Below are 20,798 nucleotides of genomic sequence, written 5' to 3'. Positions count from 1 at the left end.
CATATTGCTAAACATTAAAAAAATCAGTCCTTGAAAAAAGAAATATTAGAACAAACGTACGATACAATCATCATTGGCTCAGGAGCAGGAGGATTAGCCGCTGCAATTTGCTTGTCTAGAGAAGGACAAAAAGTATTGGTTTTAGAACAACATGATGTTCCTGGAGGTTGGTGTCATAGTTTTTATCTTAATGGACATCGGTTTACGCCTGGAGTTCATTATGTAGGACTTTGCGGTACCGAAGGAGAAGGAAACTCTACCAATGATTTGTATGAAGGCTTAGGAATTGGAGGCGACCTCACCTTTTTTCAAATGCGTCCAGAAGCCTACGAACATTGCTGGATAGGCGACGAACGTTTTGATTACCCATCCTCTCACGAAGAACTTATTCTACGATTGCAAGAACGTTTTCCTGAAGAGGCTAAAGGGATTCGTAAATACTTAGAGCTCGTTCAAAAAGTAACCAAAGAGCTGTATTCGCTTCCTACGTTTAAAACCTTTTGGGAGAAAATCACGATTCCGTATAGAACGCGACACATGGGAAAATATGGTTTATTTACCCTAAAACGTGTGATCGATTGGCATTTAAAAGATCCTTTGTTAAAAAGCATTCTAAACATTCAGTATGGAGATCACGGCGTGGAACCAGCAAGAGCAAGCTTTATTATGCATTGTGCTCTAATGTCGCATTATTTTAAAGGAGGTTACTACCCCATGGGTGGCGGTGGAGCCATCATTAAAGCCATGACCAATGCGATTAAAAAACAAGGCAGCACTGTGCAAACCAAAGCTTTTGTAGATAGAATTCTTCTTGAAGATGGAGAGAAAAACAAAAAAGCGGTGGGTGTTGTCATGAAAGATGGTACAAAACTATTTGCTAAAAACATCATCTCTAATGCAGACCCAGGAATTACCTATAACCAATTAGTTGGGAGAACACACCTCAGCAAAAAACTAAATAAGAAACTTGACAGTGCTAAATATTCTTGCACCTCGCTCATGTTATTTCTAACAGTAGATATGGACGTTCGAGCTGCCGGGCTAGATTCTGGAAATATCTGGATGACACCTCCTGGTGATATGGATAAGAATTTTCAAGCCTTACAAAAAGAAGATATTTTAGAAGACCCTATTTTTCAGGGAATGTTTATAAGCTGTACGACATTAAAAGACCCTCCAAGTTTCGATGGGAAACACCATACCATAGAAGCCATTACTTTTATTAACTATGCGTCGTTTAAGAAATTTGAAAACGAAGATTTAGAGAGGTCTAAGGAATATTTACATTTCAAAGAACAACTCACAGATAAAATGATTCGTACCCTAGAAAATGCGTTGCCCAATGTAAGGGCTCATATCGTACACAAAGATTTAGGAACTCCCATTACAAACGAATACTACATTAATTCTACCAAAGGAAGTGTCTACGGAACTGAAAAAACCTTAAAGCATATTGGTCCGTTTGCTTTTAAACCCAAAAGTGAAATAGAGAACCTTTACCTATGCGGTGCTAGTATTGCTGCACATGGCGTAGCAGGCGCAAGTTATAGCGGAGTACAAACAGCTGGATTAATTTTAGGAAAGACACAAGACGAATTGCTACAGCCAAACCCTGAACATACCCTTAAAACCTACAATGCAGAAAAACCAGAAGAGTTCCCAGAATGGATACAGAAAAAAATGGAAGTAAGGAAGGCAAGACTGGCCTCTAGTAAATAATAAGAATTTTTTTATTTCTTTTTATGCTCTCTATCCTGTTCCATGATTTTAATTTCGTGGGAAATTTTTTCAAGTAGCACACCAAAATCGTTTTGAGTAATAACGCTCTTATTTGGATCATCTAAAATTTCAGCAACCGGAATTTTACGATTCACATTGATTGTAAATTTATAAAAATTGGTGAGCGAAACCCCTTGAGTATTTAGAAGTGGTACCTCCAAAGTCACACCATCTTGGGTATCATCTAATAGACTTGAAACGATCCATGGACTACTAGAAACAAGCACGTCGGGATCACGTTTTAAGGTGATATGCTGGCTTGGAATTCGTTTGTTACTTGTAAACCATATATCATGTATTACGTCATAAGCATCATAGGTTTCTTGAGCCGTTTGCACAATAGCTAAACTATCTAAGGTGGTTCCTAAAAGCTGTGTTGCTGCTTCATTATAAGGAAGTGAAGATTTTAAGGTTTTCATCCCTATATGCACTCCAAGTAGGTTTGAATATACATCTTCTAATGAAAAACTTGAAAACTTCTCAGAAATAAAAGGAACTGTTGACGCGCCATACCAAGTAGAGATTTCATGCCATAGTGAAAAATCGAAGGCTATTTTTCCTGCCAGTAACATACAATCATCATCAGAGAAGGTTTTGGGTATGTTTAAGTATAAATTCTTTTTTCCAGCCTCTCTTCGCAAAGAGATATGTACTTCACCTTTTCCTTTATTCTCGAGGATGGTAACATATAAAAAACGCGTCCAATCCATTTGATCTCTTACATGACCAATATCTATAAAGCCGCCTTTATGAGTGTATATTGTTCCTACACCTTCTTTAGAATTCCCCATGTAATAATGCGCCCCTAAATCATCTACACTAATAACTTGATCGATATTGACAAATGGAATTCCCCATAACTTAAGATTATATCCAAAAGCACAACAAGCTCTTATAATACGGGGAGGTATTTTATCTGTATCAACATCTGCATGCCTATTCTGAGCTTGTACCGTTTTGGTGGAACAAACAAAACAAGTAAGCATAAAGAAAAGATACCTTTGTATTGTGATCTTGGAACCGTAGAATCTCATATTGCTAGCAATGCAAATTATAGTTTATGGCGTTTTAGCAAATCTGGATAAAGCTCCTCTTCTACCCACATAAAGTTTGGGAAAATGCGGATTATTTTTTCATATAACAATTTAGCATGCTGAATTTGATCGGTAGCTTCATATGCTTGTCCTAGAAGTGTCATCGTATTGATGTACATCCAATTATTATCTACCAAACCTTGTGCTTCAAAATTTTCTACTGCCTTTTTATAATATTCAATGGCCTCTTTCTTATCACCTCCAAACATGGAAGGACGATAATAGAGGGCATTCCCTTTTTCTATATTCCCTTGAATATTTTCTGGATCCACTTCTAGAGAGGTATTGATATAACGCATGCTTTTTGGACCTAAATAAACCGCTTTAAAGTTAGACACTCCAATAGCAAAAGCAATAGTAGACCCTTTGTATGCGAGGAGCGTTGGATGCTCTGGAGACGATTCTAATAAACTATCGATAAGATCATCAAGCTTATCAATATACACTTCTGCAGTATCAAATTTTTCGGCACCAATTAGCCAGGCAGTATAGCCATAGTAATAACTAATAAGCTCTAATTGTTCTTCAAAATTTTCAGTGTTTACATTTTGTTCACAGGTATTCATAAGGTCATACCACACATCCATTTTACCACGAGAGTATGCTTTATACATAGGCTCCTGATACGGACTCTGAGAAAAACACACCTGCAATGAAAGCAGCAAAACAGCTATAACGCCTACTGTTCTTGAAATATATTTCTGCCTTTCCATAGTAATTTTTTCTGTTTTCTATTGATGAGTCCTTTTAGTATGATTAAAAGAAACACCAAGTGTTGCGGGAATGCAAATAGTAGATTTTTAAGTACTGATTGTCTACTCGCCAAACTTACAAAAAATCGAATTGATAAGCTCCCAATAATATACATTACTAATACCCATAAACCCATTGTAAAATAAACTACAAAAGGGGCTACCGAAATTAGAAATGCAAAGGTAACTGTTACCAATATGCTATTTCCAAAAAAAGTAAAAATACTCTTTGTAAATCCTTCTATGGCATCGGTAAGTCCAAGGTACATTCGGCAAGAAATAGCGTCATCACCTAACAAGGTATCGCATGCGTGTTGCTTCTCTTTAAAAAGTTGTAGAATAGCAATATCTTCTACGCTATTTGCTTTACATACTTCATGAGGATACATTGTTTTGTATGTAGCAGCTTTAAACATCATAAACTGACCATTAGCCGCAGCAAAAGCTTTGTTTTTGGATCTCCTAATAAGCCGAAGTGGCAGTAAACTCAATAAAATCCAATTCATTAATGGTACCGAAACTTGTTCTCCTAAGGTGTTCATGACTTGCTTCGGAAATATCGATAACAAATCAAGTTCATTGGTTATAAGGTGATGGATACTTCGTGTTATTAGTCCATCACTGACTTGAACATCGGCATCTAAAAAAAGAAGAACATCGCCAGTAGCCGCTAGCGATAATTGATGACAGGCATGATTTTTTCCTAACCAACCTTTAGGGAGTTCTTTTCCTTCTATGCATTTAATAGCGGGATGCTTCTTTGTCCAACTATCAACAATTGAAGCTGTGTGATCGGTAGAAGCATCATCATACACCAAGACTTCCAAATGAGGATATTTTTCTAAAGAAAGTTGCTCAAGTAAGGTTCCTATAGTATGTGCCTCGTTTCTAGCGGGAATTAATATAGATACTTTTGGTGCTGTATCAAGTACAGCTTTTTTGGGTAGATACCCAAATGAAAAATAATTTACTATTGCTACTAATACCCTAATACCAACTAATGCAAACAAAAAATAACAAACAAATATCATGATACTCCTTGTTTTGAGAAGCACTCCGCAGCAAAATGATTAAAGGCTTCTTCTATAGTATCGGCAGTCGTAGAGGCATCTGTAGCATGTGTTTTGTAGTATACTCTTATATCTGGCCTTAGCTGGCTTCCATAATGAAGTAAGTTGATATTAAAGACAAGTTCAATATCATTTTTTTTGTTTTCTAAAATATGAGAAAGTAATCCTTTTTCGAACACAAAATTACGTTGGTAAATACTTTGAATGGCACCCTGCGGAAAAAACAAAAAAAGATTATTAGCGTCTTCCAACATTTCAACTGCATACATGCTACTTGCAATACTTGATCGTTTGCCTTTGCTTATAGAGCTGGCACCTATTTTTGTTAAAAACATATTTTTACGAAGCTCCTTTTCTAACATCATAAAATGAAACTTTCTTTTAAATACTTTGAGGTTCAGCAAGATTTGAATAAATCCATCGTAAAAGGAGAAATGATTGCTAATCATTAAAATTGGTAATTCTTTTTCTTCATAGGTACCATGGTATGTAATATTTCCGAAGAAAAAACCCAATAAAAATTTAGTATGATAGGTAGCATACTTCACCCAGTATTTACTATGCTTGGCCCGTATCATTTTAGAAGATTAAATAATGGCTTACAATCACCACAAAGAATCCTAATTGGCTAAAAAATAACCACCTCGCCGGAGTGTTTATTGTGGTTACTTTAAACACCTGAAGTATGGCATTAAAAATTAATGCTAATAAAAACCACATGGCATAGTTAAGCAAAGGCGGATTGTTTTCAGCAAACATCCACATATCCATTAATGGAGCGGCTTTTTCTAGTATGATATCGTACATAACCATTAGTGTTGCAGCACCAAAAATGATGATACTATTGTTAGAGGTGTACTTAGAAAGAATACCATTGGAGGCATAGGCTAGGAAAATCCAATTCAACCCAATAATAATGGGCACGCCTGCAATCTTATAACCCAATCCTTCACCATATTCATAAACTCCAAATAACTGTCCTGTAGCAACTCCCATTATCTCTATAATGAGACTCGTTATAAAAATAACTCCTAAGGCAACAATTGTCTTCTTGTTCCACTTTTCATGATGCAAAAAGATAATCATGGTAACTAGAACCAGCGTATATGGTGTAACTAGAATGAACAAATCACGCGTAAATGGAATAAAATAAATGATTAGTCCAAAAAAGTAGATGGCTAAAAAAGTAAAAGGGACCCCTTTATTCATTAAGTATTTAATCGCCCGACTCATTTATTCAGAAGAAATTTCATTAGCAACAATTTTAGCACTTGACAAACATAGTGGAATTCCACCACCAGGATGCACACTACCCCCTACGAAATACAAGTTTTTTACACCCTTTAAAAAATTAGGATGTCTCAAAAAAGCAGAAAACATACCATTTGATGAGTTCCCATACAATGCGCCTCCCTTACTAAGGGTATCCTTTTCGATAGTTATGGGACTCGCAATATGTTCAAATTCGATATACTGCTCGATATCAGTATTGAGATACAAATTAATCTTTTGAATTATATGTTGTTTTGCTGTATGAATCATTTCATCCACATTGCCACTACTATTTGAAGGTGCATTTACCATTACAAACCAGTTCTCACAATTTTTAGGAGCATCACTCGCTATCAATTTTGAGCTCACAAAAATATACACAGTTGGGTCATTATCAATGGTTTTTCCCTTAAAAAGATTGTTAAACTCCTTTTTATAATCTTTACTAAACAAAATATTATGCAAATCTAAGTCTGGAAATTCTTTTTTTATCCCCCAATAAAATACCAAAGCAGAAGAAGATGGCTCTAAACGGTTGATACGTTTTTGTTGCGGATGCTTCATCATAGTATTGGCCACATAGTTAATGTCAGAATTTGACACCACACGATCAAATGCCAAAGTCTCACCTCCTATTTTTAAACCACCAGCCCTGTTATCTTTAATATCAATACGATCAATCAACGTATTAAAATTAAAAGTAACACCTTTTTTTAATGCCAATGCATAGATGTGTTCTACAATAGCATACATTCCTTTTTCAGGAAAAAAGGCACCTAAATTGTTTTCTAAATGGGCAATCACATTCAATGTAGCTGGCGCACTGTATGGATTCGATCCATTATAAGTGGCATATCGATCAAACAATTGAACCAACAACGGATTTTTAAAATAACGCTTATTATCACCGTGCATGGTTTTGTAAAATCGTATTTTATGTATTTGTAACAACGATTTCAATACCGAAAACTTCAAAAGATTCTTCACCTTATGCAAGGAGTTAAAAAGAAATATGTCAGCTGTAATTTTATAAATCAGTGCTGCGTTTTTAAAATAGCGCGTAATTTTAGCGGGGTCTTCTCCAAATTGCTGCACACATGCTTCTTTAAATTTTTGTGTATCAGACCAAGCCACAAAACGCTCACCACCCCCGTAGAAGTATTTACATAAGACCTCTAGTTTTTTATACCTAAAAGTTGATGAGATAGGTTCCCCAGCATCTTTATAAAGTTCTTCGACCAATTCTGGTAATGTAAATAAAGAAGGACCCGTATCAAATCGATAGCCGTTTTCTTGAATTTGGGCTATCTTCCCTCCCGGAGTAGCATTCTTTTCAAAAACGGTTACTTCATGACCTTTAGCTGCTAATCTACAAGCAGTTGCCAAGCCAGCGATACCCGAACCAATGACAGCAATTCTCATAAACAGTTTGGTTTTTGAGACATTGTCATACAACCAAATGAATGCACTAAAACAGATACAATATAGTATCGCTTTTGTAAAAAAATATGTCTGTACGTTTCTGAATAATACATGGAATTGAACCTTAAACATCCCATACATAAGTAACTATAGCGAACACTGAAATTCTTTTATACTACAGCCCTATTTTTTGGTACGTTTATAATGGCTGCAAAAGTACTGTTTTTTATGAAAATTAGGGCACTAAGCACTCATATGAAAGGGAATTGATTTTTACAACTCCAAACTCCCTTTCCCAGCTCTAATTAATTGAGGTTCATTACCTGTAAGATCAATTACTGTAGATGCCACATTTCCACCATAACCGCCATCAATTACAACATCTACTAGATGGTCCCATTTTTCATAAATAAGCTCTGGATCTGTGGTGTATTCTATCACCTCATCTTCATCTTTTATAGAAGTAGATACTATTGGATTCCCCAATTCTCGAACGATCGCTTGCACAATGGCATTATCTGGCACACGAATTCCTACTTCTTTTTTCTTCTTAAAAACACTGGGTAAGTTATTATTACCTGGAAGGATAAATGTGTATGGCCCTGGCAAGGCTCTTTTGAGCAGTTTAAAAGTCGTAGTATCAATCTGTTTCACATAATCTGATAAATTACTGAGATCTTCACATACAAAAGAGAAATTAGCCTTTGCTAACTTCACCTTCTTAATCTTCGCAATACGTTCTAGAGCACGATTATTTGTAATATCACAGCCCAAAGCATATACCGTATCACTTGGATAAATGACCAATCCTCCTCTTTGAAGTATTTTTACTACTTCGGAAATATCCTTGGGATTGGGGTTGTCTTCGTATATTTTAATAAAGCTTGCCATCTTTTTTAGTTTGTTTACTATGGTACATTAAAGATACACAAAAACTGCCTGCTACTATTTCCGAAGAAAAAGAAATTCGTAATACACCATAAATCAATTTATTTAGCGTTCTCTAACAAAACAAATCTATGAAAAAGGTATTTTTTGCAATCGTAATTATTTTTGGAATAAGTATTATATCCTGCAATACAGATGATGGCGAAACGAATACACAAATGATAGAGAATCCAATCGATGACCCTATTGAAAATCCAGATCCCTTATCTGCGGATATCATTTTAGACGTGTCTTATGGAGACGATCCACAACAAGTCTATGATATCTACTTACCCGAAGGAAGAACAAACGAAAAAACCAAAACCATCATTCTTGTTCATGGTGGCGGTTGGGTAGAAGGCGACAAAGAAGATGTTAATGGTTTTATTGATTTGGTTAGAGACACCCATCCAGAACATGCTATTGTAAACATGAATTACAAACTGGCAACTATTACATATCCAGCGTTTCCAAATCAGTTTTTAGATGTGGATGCCGTTATCAATCAACTTACAGCGCAAAGCGAGCAATTACAAATTAAACCAGAATTTGGTCTCATAGGCTTGAGTGCAGGAGCTCATATTTCATTACAATACGATTCTGTGTATGACACAGACGATCAAGTAAAATTTGTGTGTGACATTGTTGGTCCTACAGATTTTACCGACCCTTTTTATAGTGACAATCCAAACTTCGATGTATACCTTGCAGCCCTAACCGATGAAAGCGCGTATCCAGCAGGAACAGACTTAGCCGTTGCTTTGAGTCCGGCTTTACAGGTAAACACAAGTACCAGTCCTAGTATTTTGTTTTACGGTAATCAAGACGAGCTAGTACCACTAAGCAACGGAGAAACTCTTAATAGCAAACTAGAAGCCTCAGGCATTACACATCAATTTACTGTGTACGATGGAGGCCATGGTAATTGGAATGAAGCTCAATTTAGTGATGTGGAGACAAAACTAAGTGCGTTTATAGAAACCCATCTACAAATACAGTAGATAATTGTATCTTTATACAGTAACATAAACCAAACTTGTGCGTCTACTATTTAGTGAAGCAATTAATATACATTCTTACCATCTGCTTTAGCTGTTGTCTAAGTGCATCAAATCCAACAACACCAATCATTTTTGGTGATGAGGACTATATTGATTTTCCTCAAGCTGAAATTTTAAATGAATATACTGCACGTATTCCTTTTAAATTGGTAGATCATTTAATTGTAATTCAGGCCGAATTATTGGGAGAAAATGGAAACTTCATCATCGATACCGGTTCAGAAACACTACTGCTCAACAAACAACACTTTAACACCAAGCAACATTATGCCGCAACTGGCAAAATAACTCATGGAGCAAATGGTGATTTACAGGGAGTTTTTGAAAGAAACATACCAGAATTTTCTTTAGATCATTTCAATTTAAAAAATAGTAAGAGTGATGTGGTAGATCTATCGCACATCGAAAAAATAAAAAAAATACGACTCCTAGGAATTATTGGACATAGTATATTAAAAGACTTTGAGGTGTTTGTGGATATGTATCTTGAACAAATAACCATAAGTAAAGTGAACAGAAAAGGTGAATTGTTAGGAGATAAAATTTATGCAGAAAAATTTCAGGACAGTATAGATTTCACATTGAAACGTCACACCATACTCTTAACAGGTACTGTAAACTCTCAAAAATTGCTTTTCGCACTAGATACGGGAGCCGAATACAACCAACTTAGTTCACGGTCTAAAAGAAAAGTGCTCAAGTACTTCAAACCTCACAAAAGAATTACACTAAACGATGCTTCAAATAATACCGCAGAAGTAATGTTAGGGAACCTATGGCGATTTAAGCTTAATGATGCCATATATTTTGGTCCAATGAAAACCATCCTAACATCATTAAAAAAAGGAAGAGAAGCTTTTGGCGTTCCAGTGGATGGTGTTTTAGGCTATGAGTTTTTTGCCCAGAAACGTACCATCATAAACTACCAAAAAAAGAAATTATATTTTATTGCCAACCCAGTACTACCCCATTGAAACAGATTGTTCTACATAGTATCCTTTTCTTTATCCTAGGAAGTTTTCAAACTTTTTCTCAGGTTGGATACACTATTGTCGATGATGAAATCGTGTTTGTTTTTAACCGAAATGATTATGAAAAAGCCTCTTTGGAAAGAAACCCAAAGAAAATACCTTTTGAATCACTCAATATAGAAAATGTAAGTGTTGCTGGTGAATTTAACAATTGGTCAAAATCTGACTGGAAAATGACCAAATTAAATGGAGACACTTACGAGCTTAGAAAAAAAATATCCGACTTTGGTGACGCTTCCTCATGGGAATTTAAATATGTAATCAATGAAACCTATTGGGCAGAACCCGATAAAAAAAATGAAAACACTGTCATTTCAAGTAAAAGCAATTGGCCCTACTACATTTATAACTTAAAAATACAAAGTGCCGTTCCCGCAGAAGATGGAAACATAACATTCAAATTAAAAGGTTTTCAAGATGCACGAAAGGTTATTTTATCTGGAGAGTTTAATAATTGGAATGAAAAAGATTTTAAAATGAAACCCACCAATGAGGGATGGGAAATTACACTTCAAATGATTCCAGCTACCTACGAATATAAATTTATTGTAGATGGACGCTGGATGGAAGATCCAAACAACCCAGCAACTGTGGTAAATCAGCATGGCACGTTAAATTCAGTATTTACGGTTAAAAAATATGTCCCCTTTCTACTATCTGGACATCAAGAGGCCACAACTGTAATCTTAGCAGGAGATTTTAACAACTGGAATGAAAACGGTCTTAAGATGACACGCACCGAAACTGGTTGGGAATGTGGCGTGATACTTACAGGTGGAAAGCATCATTACAAATATATTATTGATGGCGAATGGATTCTAGATCCAGATAATCCCATAAGAGAATATGATGGCAAAGGATATATTAATTCTGTAAAAATGGTACGTTAGACCAATTTTAATGTTGCTCATTACTTTATATCCCTCTTCTCTAGGTATCTAACACATTCAATTTAGCAAATCTGAGTAGTAATTTTTTAAGTCCACCATTTTCAAAATTGATTTCGGCCTTCGTATCTGCTCCTATTCCTTCTATTTTAGTGATCTTTCCTTTACCAAAACGTACATGTTCTACAAGAGTTCCCACATGAAGGTTCGCAGCTGCTGGATCAAAATTTTTCTCTGCAGTGCTGGTAACAGGTTTCAATCTTCTTAATTTACGAAGTTGCTCTTCACTTGGCCCCGTAGGCGCTTTTCCAGCTATTGGTTTTTTTAATCGCAGTTTACTTTTATCTACTTCTCCAAAAATATCGGCATCCAATAAAGGTTTGTATCGATGTTCGGTAATGGGTGTTAAGTATTCTAGATACGAATCATCTATTTCTTCAATAAAACGACTGGGCTCTGCATCCACTAATTTCCCCCATCTGTATCGAGATTGCGTATAGGTTAAATACGCCTGAGTTTCTGCTCTTGTTAGTGCCACATAGAACAAGCGCCGCTCCTCCTCTAGTTCTGCCCTGGTATTCATACTCATACCACTTGGGAACAAGTCTTCTTCCATCCCAACGATATAGACGTAGGGAAATTCTAATCCCTTAGCTAAGTGCACGGTCATTAATGCTACACGATCTTCATCACCTTTATCATTATCCAAATCTGTAGCTAAGGCCACATCTTCCATAAACTCTGAGAGAGATCCAGTAGTATCGGCTAATTCTTTTTGCTCTTCTACAAAATCGCGCATTCCATTGAGCAACTCTTCAATATTTTCCAGGCGCGCTATTCCTTCTGGAGTACCATCCTTTTTTAGTTCGGTAAGCAATCCTGTTTTTTTGGCAACATACTCAGCCATTTCAAAAGCATTATAGGTTTCATTTAACACCTGAAAACTTTTTACCATGGTCACAAAATCTAGTAATTTACCCTGTGTTCCTTTATTGATATTGAGCTCTAATTTACTAATGTTCTCCATGACCTCAAACATAGATCTCCCATAATGATTGGCAGCTACCATGAGACGTTCTATGGTAGTTTGCCCAATACCTCTGGCTGGATAATTAACCACACGCTTCATCGCTTCTTCATCTTTTGGATTCAAAATTAGACGTAAATAGTACAAAACATCTTTAATCTCTTTACGTTGGTAAAAACTGAGTCCGCCATAAATACGATAGGGAATATCCTTTTTACGCAAAGCATCCTCCATGGCACGCGATTGTGCATTGGTACGATATAAAATGGCAAAATCTCCATTTTGGAGTTGCCCGTTCATTTTGGTTTCAAAAATATTGCTGGCCACAAAACGTCCTTCATCACCATCGGTCATGGTACGATTTACCATAATCTTTGGTCCCTCATCATTGGCAGTCCAAACTACTTTATCTAAACGGGTTTTGTTTTTTTCAATAATACTATTGGCAGCATTTACGATGTTTTTGGTGGAACGGTAATTTTGTTCCAGTCGGTAGACCTTTACATCATCGTAGTCTTTCTGAAAGTTTAAAATATTATTAATGTTGGCACCGCGGAACGCGTAAATACTTTGCGCATCATCTCCTACTACGCAAATATTCTGAAACTTATCACTTAAAGCACGAACAATGAGGTACTGACTATGATTGGTATCCTGATACTCATCTACCAAGATATATCGAAACCTATTTTGATATTTTGCCAACACGTCTGGAAAGCGCGTGAGAAGCTCATTGGTTTTTAAGAGCAAGTCATCAAAATCCATGGCTCCCGCTTTAAAACACTTGTCTACATAACTTTTATAAATTTCACCAAGACGTGGCATTTTTGCCATAGCATCGGCTTCCATTAATTCTGGGTTATTGAAATACGCCTTCACTGTAATCAAACTATTTTTATAGCTTGAAATTCTAGAATAGACCTGTTTGTATTTGTACACATCTTTGTCGAGATGCATTTCTTTAATCACCGCACGAATCACGCTTTGTGAATCCTGTGTATCGTATATGGTAAAGTTACCAGGGTAGCCTAACTTATCTGCCTCAACGCGAAGTATCTTTGCAAAAATACTATGAAAAGTCCCCATCCATAAATTTTTACCCTCACTCGCACCAACAATTTCTGAGATACGCTTTTTCATTTCGCGGGCTGCCTTATTGGTAAAGGTTAGCGCCAAAATATTAAAAGGGTCTACCCCTTTTGACATTAAAAAAGCAATTCTATAGGTAAGCACACGAGTCTTCCCAGAGCCAGCTCCAGCAATTACAATCATAGCACCATCCTTTTGTATGGTTGGTGCTAACTGGGCTTCGTTTAATTGATTTAAATATTCTTGCAACAGTATGATTTTAAAGGCTTCGGAAATATAAGAATCATTCCAAAACCGTTCGAAAATTAGACCTTCGAAAATACTCAAATTCGCTTAAAGTTTCCGATGAGATTCATAGAAATTATAAACAAGTTTTTTTGTTTCTCTAGCAGTTACAATTGTGTTGTAATAGATATGTTCCTGAATTTGAAACATGCAACATTATAAACTGAAATCATTATTTATTACCTCGATACTAACGGATGTAATAATGATTTCAACCTATTTTTTACCCTAACCCTAAAGGGAAATAGATTGAAATCATAAACCAAAAATATTATATCTCGATAATTAATAATTTGAATATCTTTAGAACATTATTTTAACGATACCATATCCTTATGAAAAAACACTACATCCTTGTTGTTCTAGCCTTTATAACCTTTGCTGGATATGCACAAATGGATAAAAGCATCCTAAAAGACATAGAAAAGATAGAATCGCAGGTTATTGATTGGCGTCATTACTTCCATCAAAATCCGGAGCTCTCCAATAGAGAATTCAAAACTGCCGATAAAATTGCCGAGCATTTAAGAAGCCTTGGCATGGAAGTGCAAACCGGCATTGCTAAAACAGGTGTGGTTGGATTGTTAAAAGGAAACAGTCCAGGAAAAGTTGTGGCACTGCGAGCAGATATTGATGCATTACCTGTAACAGAACGAAACGACCTCCCATTTAAAAGTGAGGTAACCACTACCTTTCTTGGTACCGAAACAGGTGTAATGCATGCTTGTGGTCACGATACACACATCGCCATTTTAATGGGCGTTGCAGAAGTGTTGAGTAAGCATAAAGATAAAATTAACGGAACCATAAAATTTATTTTTCAACCTGCAGAAGAAGGACCACCTCCTGGAGAAGAAGGTGGCGCTAAACTAATGGTTAAAGAAGGTGTTCTAGAAAACCCTAAAGTAGATGCCATTTACGGACTCCATATTAGCAGCGGTACTCCAGTAGGCACCATTACAGTAAAACCTGAAGGTATTATGGCTGCGGTAGAACGTTTTGTGGTGAACGTACAAGGAAAAGGATCACACGGTTCTGCACCTTGGAGTGGTGTAGATCCTATTTTAATTTCGGCTAAAATCATAGATGGATTTCAAACTATTATTTCAAGAGAATCGTATTTAATTGAAGCGCCTGCAGTCATCACCGTTGGAAAAATCACAAGCGGGACCCGTTTTAATGTCATTCCAGAAAGTGCCGAACTCATTGGTACAGTACGTACCTTAAATCCGGATATGAGAACCATGATCATTAAACGTATGAACGAAATGGCAAGCGATATTGCTAAAGCTTATGGCGGAACAGCAACTATAGAGTGGCAAAACAATACTATTGTCACCTATAATGACCCTGCACTAACAGCTAGAGCTATTACAACCTTAAAAAGTGTTGCTGGTGATGATAAAGTAGAAGATATGAAAGCCATCACGGGAGGTGAAGACTTTAGTTATTTCCAAGAAAAAGTACCTGGAGTGTATTTCTTTTTAGGAGGTATGACACCAGGAAACAAAGAGCCCTACCCGCACCACACACCAGATTTTAAAATCGACGATGCCGGAATGATCTTAGGCGTAAAATCATTATCGCAATTGGCAATCGAATACTTAAACGCCAATTAATTTTGTAAAATACCTAAGTGCTTAAAGCATACAGCTTAAAGCCTAAAGCTTTTAAAAAAATATGGAACCTTTTTTAGATTTTATAGGAAACATCTCATGGTGGATGTGGATATTAATTGTATTTACCATCGTAGCTCTACGTGATATTTTTCAACGCAGCCACACAATTAGCCATAACTTCCCTATTGTGGGACATATACGATACATGTTAGAGAGTATTGGCCCAGAGATGCGACAGTATTTTGTTGCCAATAACCGTGAAGAACTTCCTTTTAATAGAATAGAACGCGGCTGGATTTATGCCAGCGCAAAAAAAGAGAACAACTACGAAGGCTTTGGAACCGATAGAGATATCTATGCGCACCATCATATTTTTATCAATAACGCCATGATGCCCTATCAGGTAAAGGAAAACCATATTCATACCAAAGACAAAAGCTTTTTGCCTTGCGCAAAGGTGATGGGCGCTCACAATAATAGAAAAAGACCCTATAGACCAGCATCTATAATCAATGTATCTGCCATGAGTTTTGGTTCTTTAAGTGCCAAAGCCATTGAGTCTTTAAACAAAGGTGTCCATATTGCAGGTGCCTATCATAATACAGGTGAGGGCGGACTTTCACCCTACCACAGTAACGGTGGCGATGTAGTATTTCATTTTGGAACAGGATACTTTGGCGTACGTGCCGAAGACGGTGGTTTTTCTATGGAAAAGATGGTACAATTGGTAAAAGACAATCCCTTTATACGTGCAATCGAAGTAAAACTTTCGCAAGGTGCTAAACCCGGAAAAGGTGGTGTATTACCAGGTGCAAAAATAACTCCAGAAATTGCCAAAATTAGAGGTGTTGAAATTGGTAAAGATGTCTTATCGCCTCCCAACCATAAAGCTTTTTCTAATGTGCCAGAGATGGTCGATTTTATAGAACAAATTGCAGAAGCTACAGGGTTGCCTGTGGGGATCAAAGCCGCTATTGGTAAACTAGAACAATGGGAAGAACTTGCAGACATTATGGTTAAAACTAACAGAGGGCCAGACTTTATTGCCGTTGATGGTGGTGAAGGAGGAACGGGGGCCGCACCTCCAAGTTTTGCAGACCATGTTTCACTTCCTTGGGTGTATGGATTTAGTGATTTGTATAGATTGTTTCAGCAAAAAGGACTCACAGAGCGCATTGTATTTATAGGTAGCGGAAAACTAGGTTTTCCTGCAAAAGCCGCTATGGCATTTGCCATGGGTGTAGATTGCATTAATGTAGCTAGAGAGGCGATGATGAGTATTGGTTGTATTCAGGCTCAAATATGCCATACCAATAGATGCCCAGCAGGAGTTGCTACACAAAGTAAATGGCTTCAAAACGGAATCAATGTTCCTTTAAAGAGTGAACGGCTGGCGCAATATTTTAAAACCTTTAGAAAAGAGCTTGTAGAAATCACGCATGCAGCTGGATATGAGCATCCGTGTCAATTTAAAATGAGTGACATTGAGCTAAATGTTGACGACCACAACCTCACCAAAGAATTGGATAAAACCTATTCTTACGAGAAAACCATCGTCCCATTTAACAACATGGAAGAACTTGTTTCATGCAGTCATCTTGGTGGTATCTCTAATAAAAAAACAGAACTAGACTTGAGCTAAATTATTGTTTTACTAGCTTTTGGGTCTGAAATTGCATATCGTTCTTAATATTCACATAATAGATACCAGTAGCTAATTTAGAAACATTTATTGAGGCATTCTTAGAAGATATTGTTCCTTCCACAATACGTTGCCCTTGACTGTTTACAATGGTATATGTGCTGTTTTCAGCTTCGGAAATATAAAGGGTGTCTTCAACTGGGTTAGGATAAAGAACCACTGTTTCTGAATCCTCAAAAGATTGGGTGTCTAACATTTCAGCATCATAATGAAGTGAAAAGAGCTGATCTTGCAGGGCATCATACTCAATGCTGTAAAAATTATCTCCTGTTTCATTAGAAGTAAGCAATTTTGTATTTAGTTCTGCACCAGTATCCAAATCGATTGTTGTGACTGCAAATCCATTTAAGAAAGGATTTGGATACAAGGTAACAAAGGTATTTGAAGAGAGATCTATGGTACCACTTGCAAAGGAAGAAGCGTTTTTATAACCTGCTCCAATCTTTTGAATCACTCCCGAAGTAGGATCTATGGTTATTAAATAATATTGTTGCTCGCTTGCATCTAAATATTGCGCATACAACACATTTGTTGTTCTATGAAATTTATAACATGAAATCTGATCTGCTGCTGCTATTTGTATGGGCGTATTACGAACAACAGCACCCGTAACGGCATCTATAGCATATAAAATATACCCTGGTCCATCTGCGGGTAAGCCCATAAACGTATAGTATTTATCTATTTGATTAAAATCACTGTAATTACCAGCATAGGTAAGCGTCCCTAAAACACCTGCCAAAGGACTTGCTGCTCCCGAAGGAACGCTAATTGTGACCGGAGTAGTAAGGTTGGTACTTGGTAGTAACTCCAAACCGTACAATACACTTGTTGCTTGGTCTGCTTCAAAATAACGTGTATTATTTAATGGAGGACTTGCGACGATGGTTCCTGAAGCAATATCAACGAAAACCATATCTTCTGAGGCTTGACCACTAGCAAAAACATAGATTCCAGAGCTTTCTATAATAGTAGCATCATTAGGATATAAGTACTCAATGCCCTCTAGAGGTGTTTCATTAAATTTTGTGTAGGTTCCATTTACATTATCAATTGCGACAACAAATTCTCCTTGCGCCACTGCATTAGACAAAAAAAGCAAGGACAAACAAAGCGTAATTTTTTTCATAACAATTTCATTAAAAACGAGTTACTAAAGTATACATTTGATTTCAAAATAAAGTTAGTATTTTGTTAATACCAATTTTGTTTTCTAAACGTTAAAAAAATGATACGTTTGTTAAACTCAACTTTATAAAACATTTTCTATGGAATCTCAAGCACTACTTCCCTACTTTGCATCATTACTATCTGCTATCATTGTAGGTGTTATTGCCTATGTTTTTTTTAAAACCCATACAGACAATGAAGAAGGACGCAGACGCTTTTTAATTCACAAAGATGCCCAAGGAAAAGTATTACCACTTCGCTTACAAGCTTTTGAACGTATCACCCTTTTACTAGAACGTATTGATCCAAATAGCCTTCTAATTCGTGTAAAGCCAAGGAGCAACGATCTTGGCAACTATGAAGAAGACTTAATTAAAAGTATTGAAGTTGAATTTGAGCACAACTTAACCCAACAAATCTATCTATCTGCAGAATCTTGGAATGTTATTAGAACTACTAAAAATGCTACGATACAGACCATTAGACAAGCTGCTATGAATGAAAAAGTGGACACAGCAGACAAATTGAGAGAGTCTGTTTTAAATCACTTTATGGGCGAAGTAACTCCTTCTCAAAAAGGGTTGGCGTATATCAAGAAAGAAGTTGCTGAGCTTTATTAAGGCTTAAAATATCCGGCTTTAATAGCATACAACACTAGACCGATTCTATTTTTAATTTGTAATTTCTCGTAAACTGCATCCCTGTAACCTTCTACAGTTTTTGGGCTTACAAACATTTTTTCTGCAATTTCTTTGTAGGTCATTTCGGTACAGGCATGGGTAAGAAATTCTATTTCTCGTTCCTTCAACGCTATTTTGCTTTCCTTTTTGTGTAAAGAACCTATTAGTAATTGTGTTACCTCATTGGTATGGTAAAATCCTTGTTCTATAAGCTGTGTGAGCGCTTTTTCTAAAATATCTTTTTGTGTGTCTTTTAGCAAATATCCTTTGGCACCCGCGCGTAACATTTTCAGAATAGTAACCTCATCTGCTTCGACCGATAATGCCAATACATGCACTTGAGGATGTTCGGTTTGTAAAATTTCCGTAGTTTCTATACCATTTAAAATAGGCATATTCACATCCATTAATACTATGTCTGGAACGTGATCTGGATTTTTACACTTAGTAAGTAATTCTTGCCCATTTTTACACAAATAAAGTGTCTCAAAATGCTCGAAACTATTGACAAGCGCCCCTATTGCTTGCGATAACAAGGTATGATCGTCTACTATTACAACACTATGCTTTTTCATGAGAGGGTATTTGTTTGTAGTTATAGGTTAGTTCTAATGTGGTTCCTTTATTTTTTTGAGATACAATTTCGAGATGAGCACCAATCAAACTTGCTCTGTTTTTCATGTTTAGTAAGCCAATACCTGTCGCATCCGTGGTGTTTTCAAAACCAATTCCATTATCGCTGGCTTTTACATAAAATGTATCTCCATAATGAATACGAACCTCTAAGCTAGATGCTTTAGAATGTTTTATGGTATTCGAGAAAAACTCTTGTAGTATTCTAAATAAAATAATTTCTGCACTTGGGTCAATTGCGATTGGTTCTCCAGTTACAGCAAGACTTCCTTCAATAAATTCTAATCTATTAAAACGATCAATTTCTAATTGAACTGCCTCAGCAATAGATTGATTCTTCAATACATCTGGGTTAATAAGTTTTGACAATGCTCGTAGTTCATTTAATCCTGTACCAATGGTTTCTACCACCTCGTCTATTTGCTCTGGGTGATCTTTCACATTTTGAGCTTGTATTTTTGCAAGGGTAAGTAATTGCCCTATGTTATCATGTAGTTCCCAACTTATATTACGTAATGTTGTTTCGCGTATTTCAATTTGAGATTCTGCTAATTCCTTTTCAAACTCCTCTTTTGCTTCTTGTTGTTCCTTTACGAGTGAGTTTTTTCTCCCCACAAAGACAACAAGTAGGATAATAATCACTAGTACTAATAAAAGTGTAATACAGATTACTGCTATTGTTCCTGTTTCGAAGTTAACAGCAAGAAGCCCGTTATAAAACATAAGTTCATAATAATAATTAATGTATGGTGAATAGCCCTAAAGACATTTAGTCCTTGGAGCTTACTACTTGTTAAATATAGAAACTTTATAGGCACATAGCCTACATAAAAAAGTAAGAAACCTACACTTACCCAGAATAATAAATTTGACTTAATATATACTAATTCATTTGTTTTAAGCAGATCCACATAATAGAGAATCACACAGCCTATAGCTATTGACGCCCCAACGATGTATATATAAGCATTTGATGTTGCGTCAAAACCAAAAATGACTACCAAAGCAATATAAGCTACAATAAACAGTATCATTGCTTTTAAAATCATATTTTTAAATTTTTTGGTGTGTATTCCATCTCTAAAAATAAAATACACATATAAAAAACTAAAAAAATAAGTACAACTATACCACCAAGCATTTACACCAAATGTAGTTCCTAAATAATCGCCTATATATTCTGCTATTACTTGTAGCAATATATAAAACAACAAAAATTTTAGTGCTGTATTTTTATAGTATTTATACCTCCATAGCGCTATCATACTTACTAGCACATATAGTGTCATGAAGGTAGT

Annotated in this window: 19 protein-coding genes; 7 read left to right on the top strand and 12 right to left on the bottom strand. The window is 36.2% G+C overall.

What is annotated here, in order from left to right; translation table 11 throughout:
• Positions 1-30: 30 nt before the first annotated feature.
• Complete coding sequence (locus tag ACY2RS_RS11965) at positions 31-1,719, top strand: phytoene desaturase family protein (RefSeq protein ID WP_490098893.1); 1,689 nt, start codon at positions 31-33, stop codon at positions 1,717-1,719.
• Positions 1,720-1,730: 11 nt separating this feature from the next.
• Here the strand turns inward: ACY2RS_RS11965 and ACY2RS_RS11960 are convergent, their stop codons facing one another.
• The 7 genes from ACY2RS_RS11960 to ACY2RS_RS11930 all read right to left on the bottom strand — a co-directional run bounded on the left by ACY2RS_RS11960 (position 1,731) and on the right by ACY2RS_RS11930 (position 8,280).
• Positions 1,731-2,765 (bottom strand): DUF4056 domain-containing protein, encoded by a 1,035-nt coding sequence (locus tag ACY2RS_RS11960; protein ID WP_490098892.1) that lies wholly within the window; start codon positions 2,763-2,765, stop codon positions 1,731-1,733.
• Positions 2,766-2,830: 65 nt separating this feature from the next.
• Positions 2,831-3,586 carry a tetratricopeptide repeat protein gene (locus ACY2RS_RS11955; protein ID WP_490098891.1) on the bottom strand — a complete coding sequence of 252 codons (756 nt, stop codon included), beginning with the start codon at positions 3,584-3,586 and terminating at the stop codon, positions 2,831-2,833.
• The gene (locus tag ACY2RS_RS11950; protein ID WP_490098890.1) at positions 3,553-4,656 is read right to left on the bottom strand and encodes a glycosyltransferase family 2 protein; all 1,104 of its coding nucleotides are present in this window, start codon (positions 4,654-4,656) and stop codon (positions 3,553-3,555) included. The genes ACY2RS_RS11955 and ACY2RS_RS11950 overlap by 34 nt, the downstream gene beginning before the upstream one ends.
• A complete protein-coding gene (locus ACY2RS_RS11945) occupies positions 4,653-5,273 on the bottom strand; it encodes a 1-acyl-sn-glycerol-3-phosphate acyltransferase (RefSeq protein WP_490098889.1) in 621 nt (206 codons plus the stop codon). The genes ACY2RS_RS11950 and ACY2RS_RS11945 overlap by 4 nt, the downstream gene beginning before the upstream one ends.
• A gap of 1 nt (position 5,274) precedes the next feature.
• The gene (locus tag ACY2RS_RS11940) at positions 5,275-5,904 is read right to left on the bottom strand and encodes a carotenoid biosynthesis protein (RefSeq protein ID WP_490098888.1); all 630 of its coding nucleotides are present in this window, start codon (positions 5,902-5,904) and stop codon (positions 5,275-5,277) included.
• Positions 5,905-5,928: 24 nt separating this feature from the next.
• Positions 5,929-7,389, bottom strand: a complete 1,461-nt coding sequence (gene crtD, locus ACY2RS_RS11935; protein WP_490098887.1) for a 1-hydroxycarotenoid 3,4-desaturase CrtD — start codon at positions 7,387-7,389, stop codon at positions 5,929-5,931.
• A gap of 273 nt (positions 7,390-7,662) precedes the next feature.
• Positions 7,663-8,280 carry an L-threonylcarbamoyladenylate synthase gene (locus ACY2RS_RS11930; protein WP_490098886.1) on the bottom strand — a complete coding sequence of 206 codons (618 nt, stop codon included), beginning with the start codon at positions 8,278-8,280 and terminating at the stop codon, positions 7,663-7,665.
• Positions 8,281-8,408: 128 nt separating this feature from the next.
• On the opposite strand from ACY2RS_RS11930, the gene ACY2RS_RS11925 reads away from it, so the two are divergent.
• Genes ACY2RS_RS11925 through ACY2RS_RS11915 form a run of 3 tightly spaced genes read left to right on the top strand, consistent with a single transcriptional unit; the run spans position 8,409 to position 11,298 of the window.
• On the top strand, positions 8,409-9,317 hold the full coding sequence (locus ACY2RS_RS11925; protein WP_490098885.1) for an alpha/beta hydrolase fold domain-containing protein: 909 nt from the start codon (positions 8,409-8,411) through the stop codon (positions 9,315-9,317).
• A gap of 35 nt (positions 9,318-9,352) precedes the next feature.
• Positions 9,353-10,351 carry a pepsin/retropepsin-like aspartic protease family protein gene (locus tag ACY2RS_RS11920; protein WP_490098884.1) on the top strand — a complete coding sequence of 333 codons (999 nt, stop codon included), beginning with the start codon at positions 9,353-9,355 and terminating at the stop codon, positions 10,349-10,351.
• A complete protein-coding gene (locus ACY2RS_RS11915) occupies positions 10,348-11,298 on the top strand; it encodes a hypothetical protein (protein ID WP_490098883.1) in 951 nt (316 codons plus the stop codon). Before ACY2RS_RS11920 ends, ACY2RS_RS11915 begins: the two co-directional genes overlap by 4 nt.
• 40 nt (positions 11,299-11,338) lie before the next feature.
• Here the strand turns inward: ACY2RS_RS11915 and ACY2RS_RS11910 are convergent, their stop codons facing one another.
• On the bottom strand, positions 11,339-13,660 hold the full coding sequence (locus tag ACY2RS_RS11910; protein WP_490098912.1) for an ATP-dependent helicase: 2,322 nt from the start codon (positions 13,658-13,660) through the stop codon (positions 11,339-11,341).
• A gap of 371 nt (positions 13,661-14,031) precedes the next feature.
• On the opposite strand from ACY2RS_RS11910, the gene ACY2RS_RS11905 reads away from it, so the two are divergent.
• Together ACY2RS_RS11905 and ACY2RS_RS11900 are read left to right on the top strand one after the other, a co-directional pair.
• Positions 14,032-15,315: an amidohydrolase gene (locus ACY2RS_RS11905; protein WP_490098882.1), complete on the top strand. Its 1,284-nt coding sequence runs from the start codon at positions 14,032-14,034 to the stop codon at positions 15,313-15,315.
• A gap of 61 nt (positions 15,316-15,376) precedes the next feature.
• Entirely contained in the window at positions 15,377-16,957 is a 1,581-nt protein-coding gene (locus ACY2RS_RS11900) for an FMN-binding glutamate synthase family protein (protein WP_490098881.1), read from the top strand.
• A gap of 1 nt (position 16,958) precedes the next feature.
• On the opposite strand, the gene ACY2RS_RS11895 is transcribed toward ACY2RS_RS11900, so the two are convergent.
• Positions 16,959-18,146, bottom strand: coding sequence for a T9SS type A sorting domain-containing protein (locus ACY2RS_RS11895; protein ID WP_490098880.1), 1,188 nt, complete (start codon positions 18,144-18,146; stop codon positions 16,959-16,961).
• Positions 18,147-18,285: 139 nt separating this feature from the next.
• Between ACY2RS_RS11895 and ACY2RS_RS11890 the strand changes: the two genes are divergently transcribed.
• Positions 18,286-18,807, top strand: coding sequence for a DUF7935 family protein (locus ACY2RS_RS11890; protein ID WP_490098879.1), 522 nt, complete (start codon positions 18,286-18,288; stop codon positions 18,805-18,807).
• On the opposite strand, the gene ACY2RS_RS11885 is transcribed toward ACY2RS_RS11890, so the two are convergent.
• Genes ACY2RS_RS11885 through ACY2RS_RS11875 form a run of 3 tightly spaced genes read right to left on the bottom strand, consistent with a single transcriptional unit; the run spans position 18,804 to position 20,789 of the window.
• Complete coding sequence (locus ACY2RS_RS11885; RefSeq protein WP_490098878.1) at positions 18,804-19,442, bottom strand: response regulator transcription factor; 639 nt, start codon at positions 19,440-19,442, stop codon at positions 18,804-18,806. The genes ACY2RS_RS11890 and ACY2RS_RS11885 overlap by 4 nt on opposite strands.
• The gene (locus ACY2RS_RS11880; protein ID WP_490098877.1) at positions 19,429-20,223 is read right to left on the bottom strand and encodes a sensor histidine kinase; all 795 of its coding nucleotides are present in this window, start codon (positions 20,221-20,223) and stop codon (positions 19,429-19,431) included. Before ACY2RS_RS11880 ends, ACY2RS_RS11885 begins: the two co-directional genes overlap by 14 nt.
• Entirely contained in the window at positions 20,175-20,789 is a 615-nt protein-coding gene (locus tag ACY2RS_RS11875) for a hypothetical protein (protein WP_490098876.1), read from the bottom strand. The genes ACY2RS_RS11880 and ACY2RS_RS11875 overlap by 49 nt, the downstream gene beginning before the upstream one ends.
• Positions 20,790-20,798: the final 9 nt, after the last annotated feature.

Source organism: Patiriisocius sp. 208BN25-11, from assembly GCF_058147145.1.
This window is presented reverse-complemented; position numbering and strand designations above follow the sequence as displayed.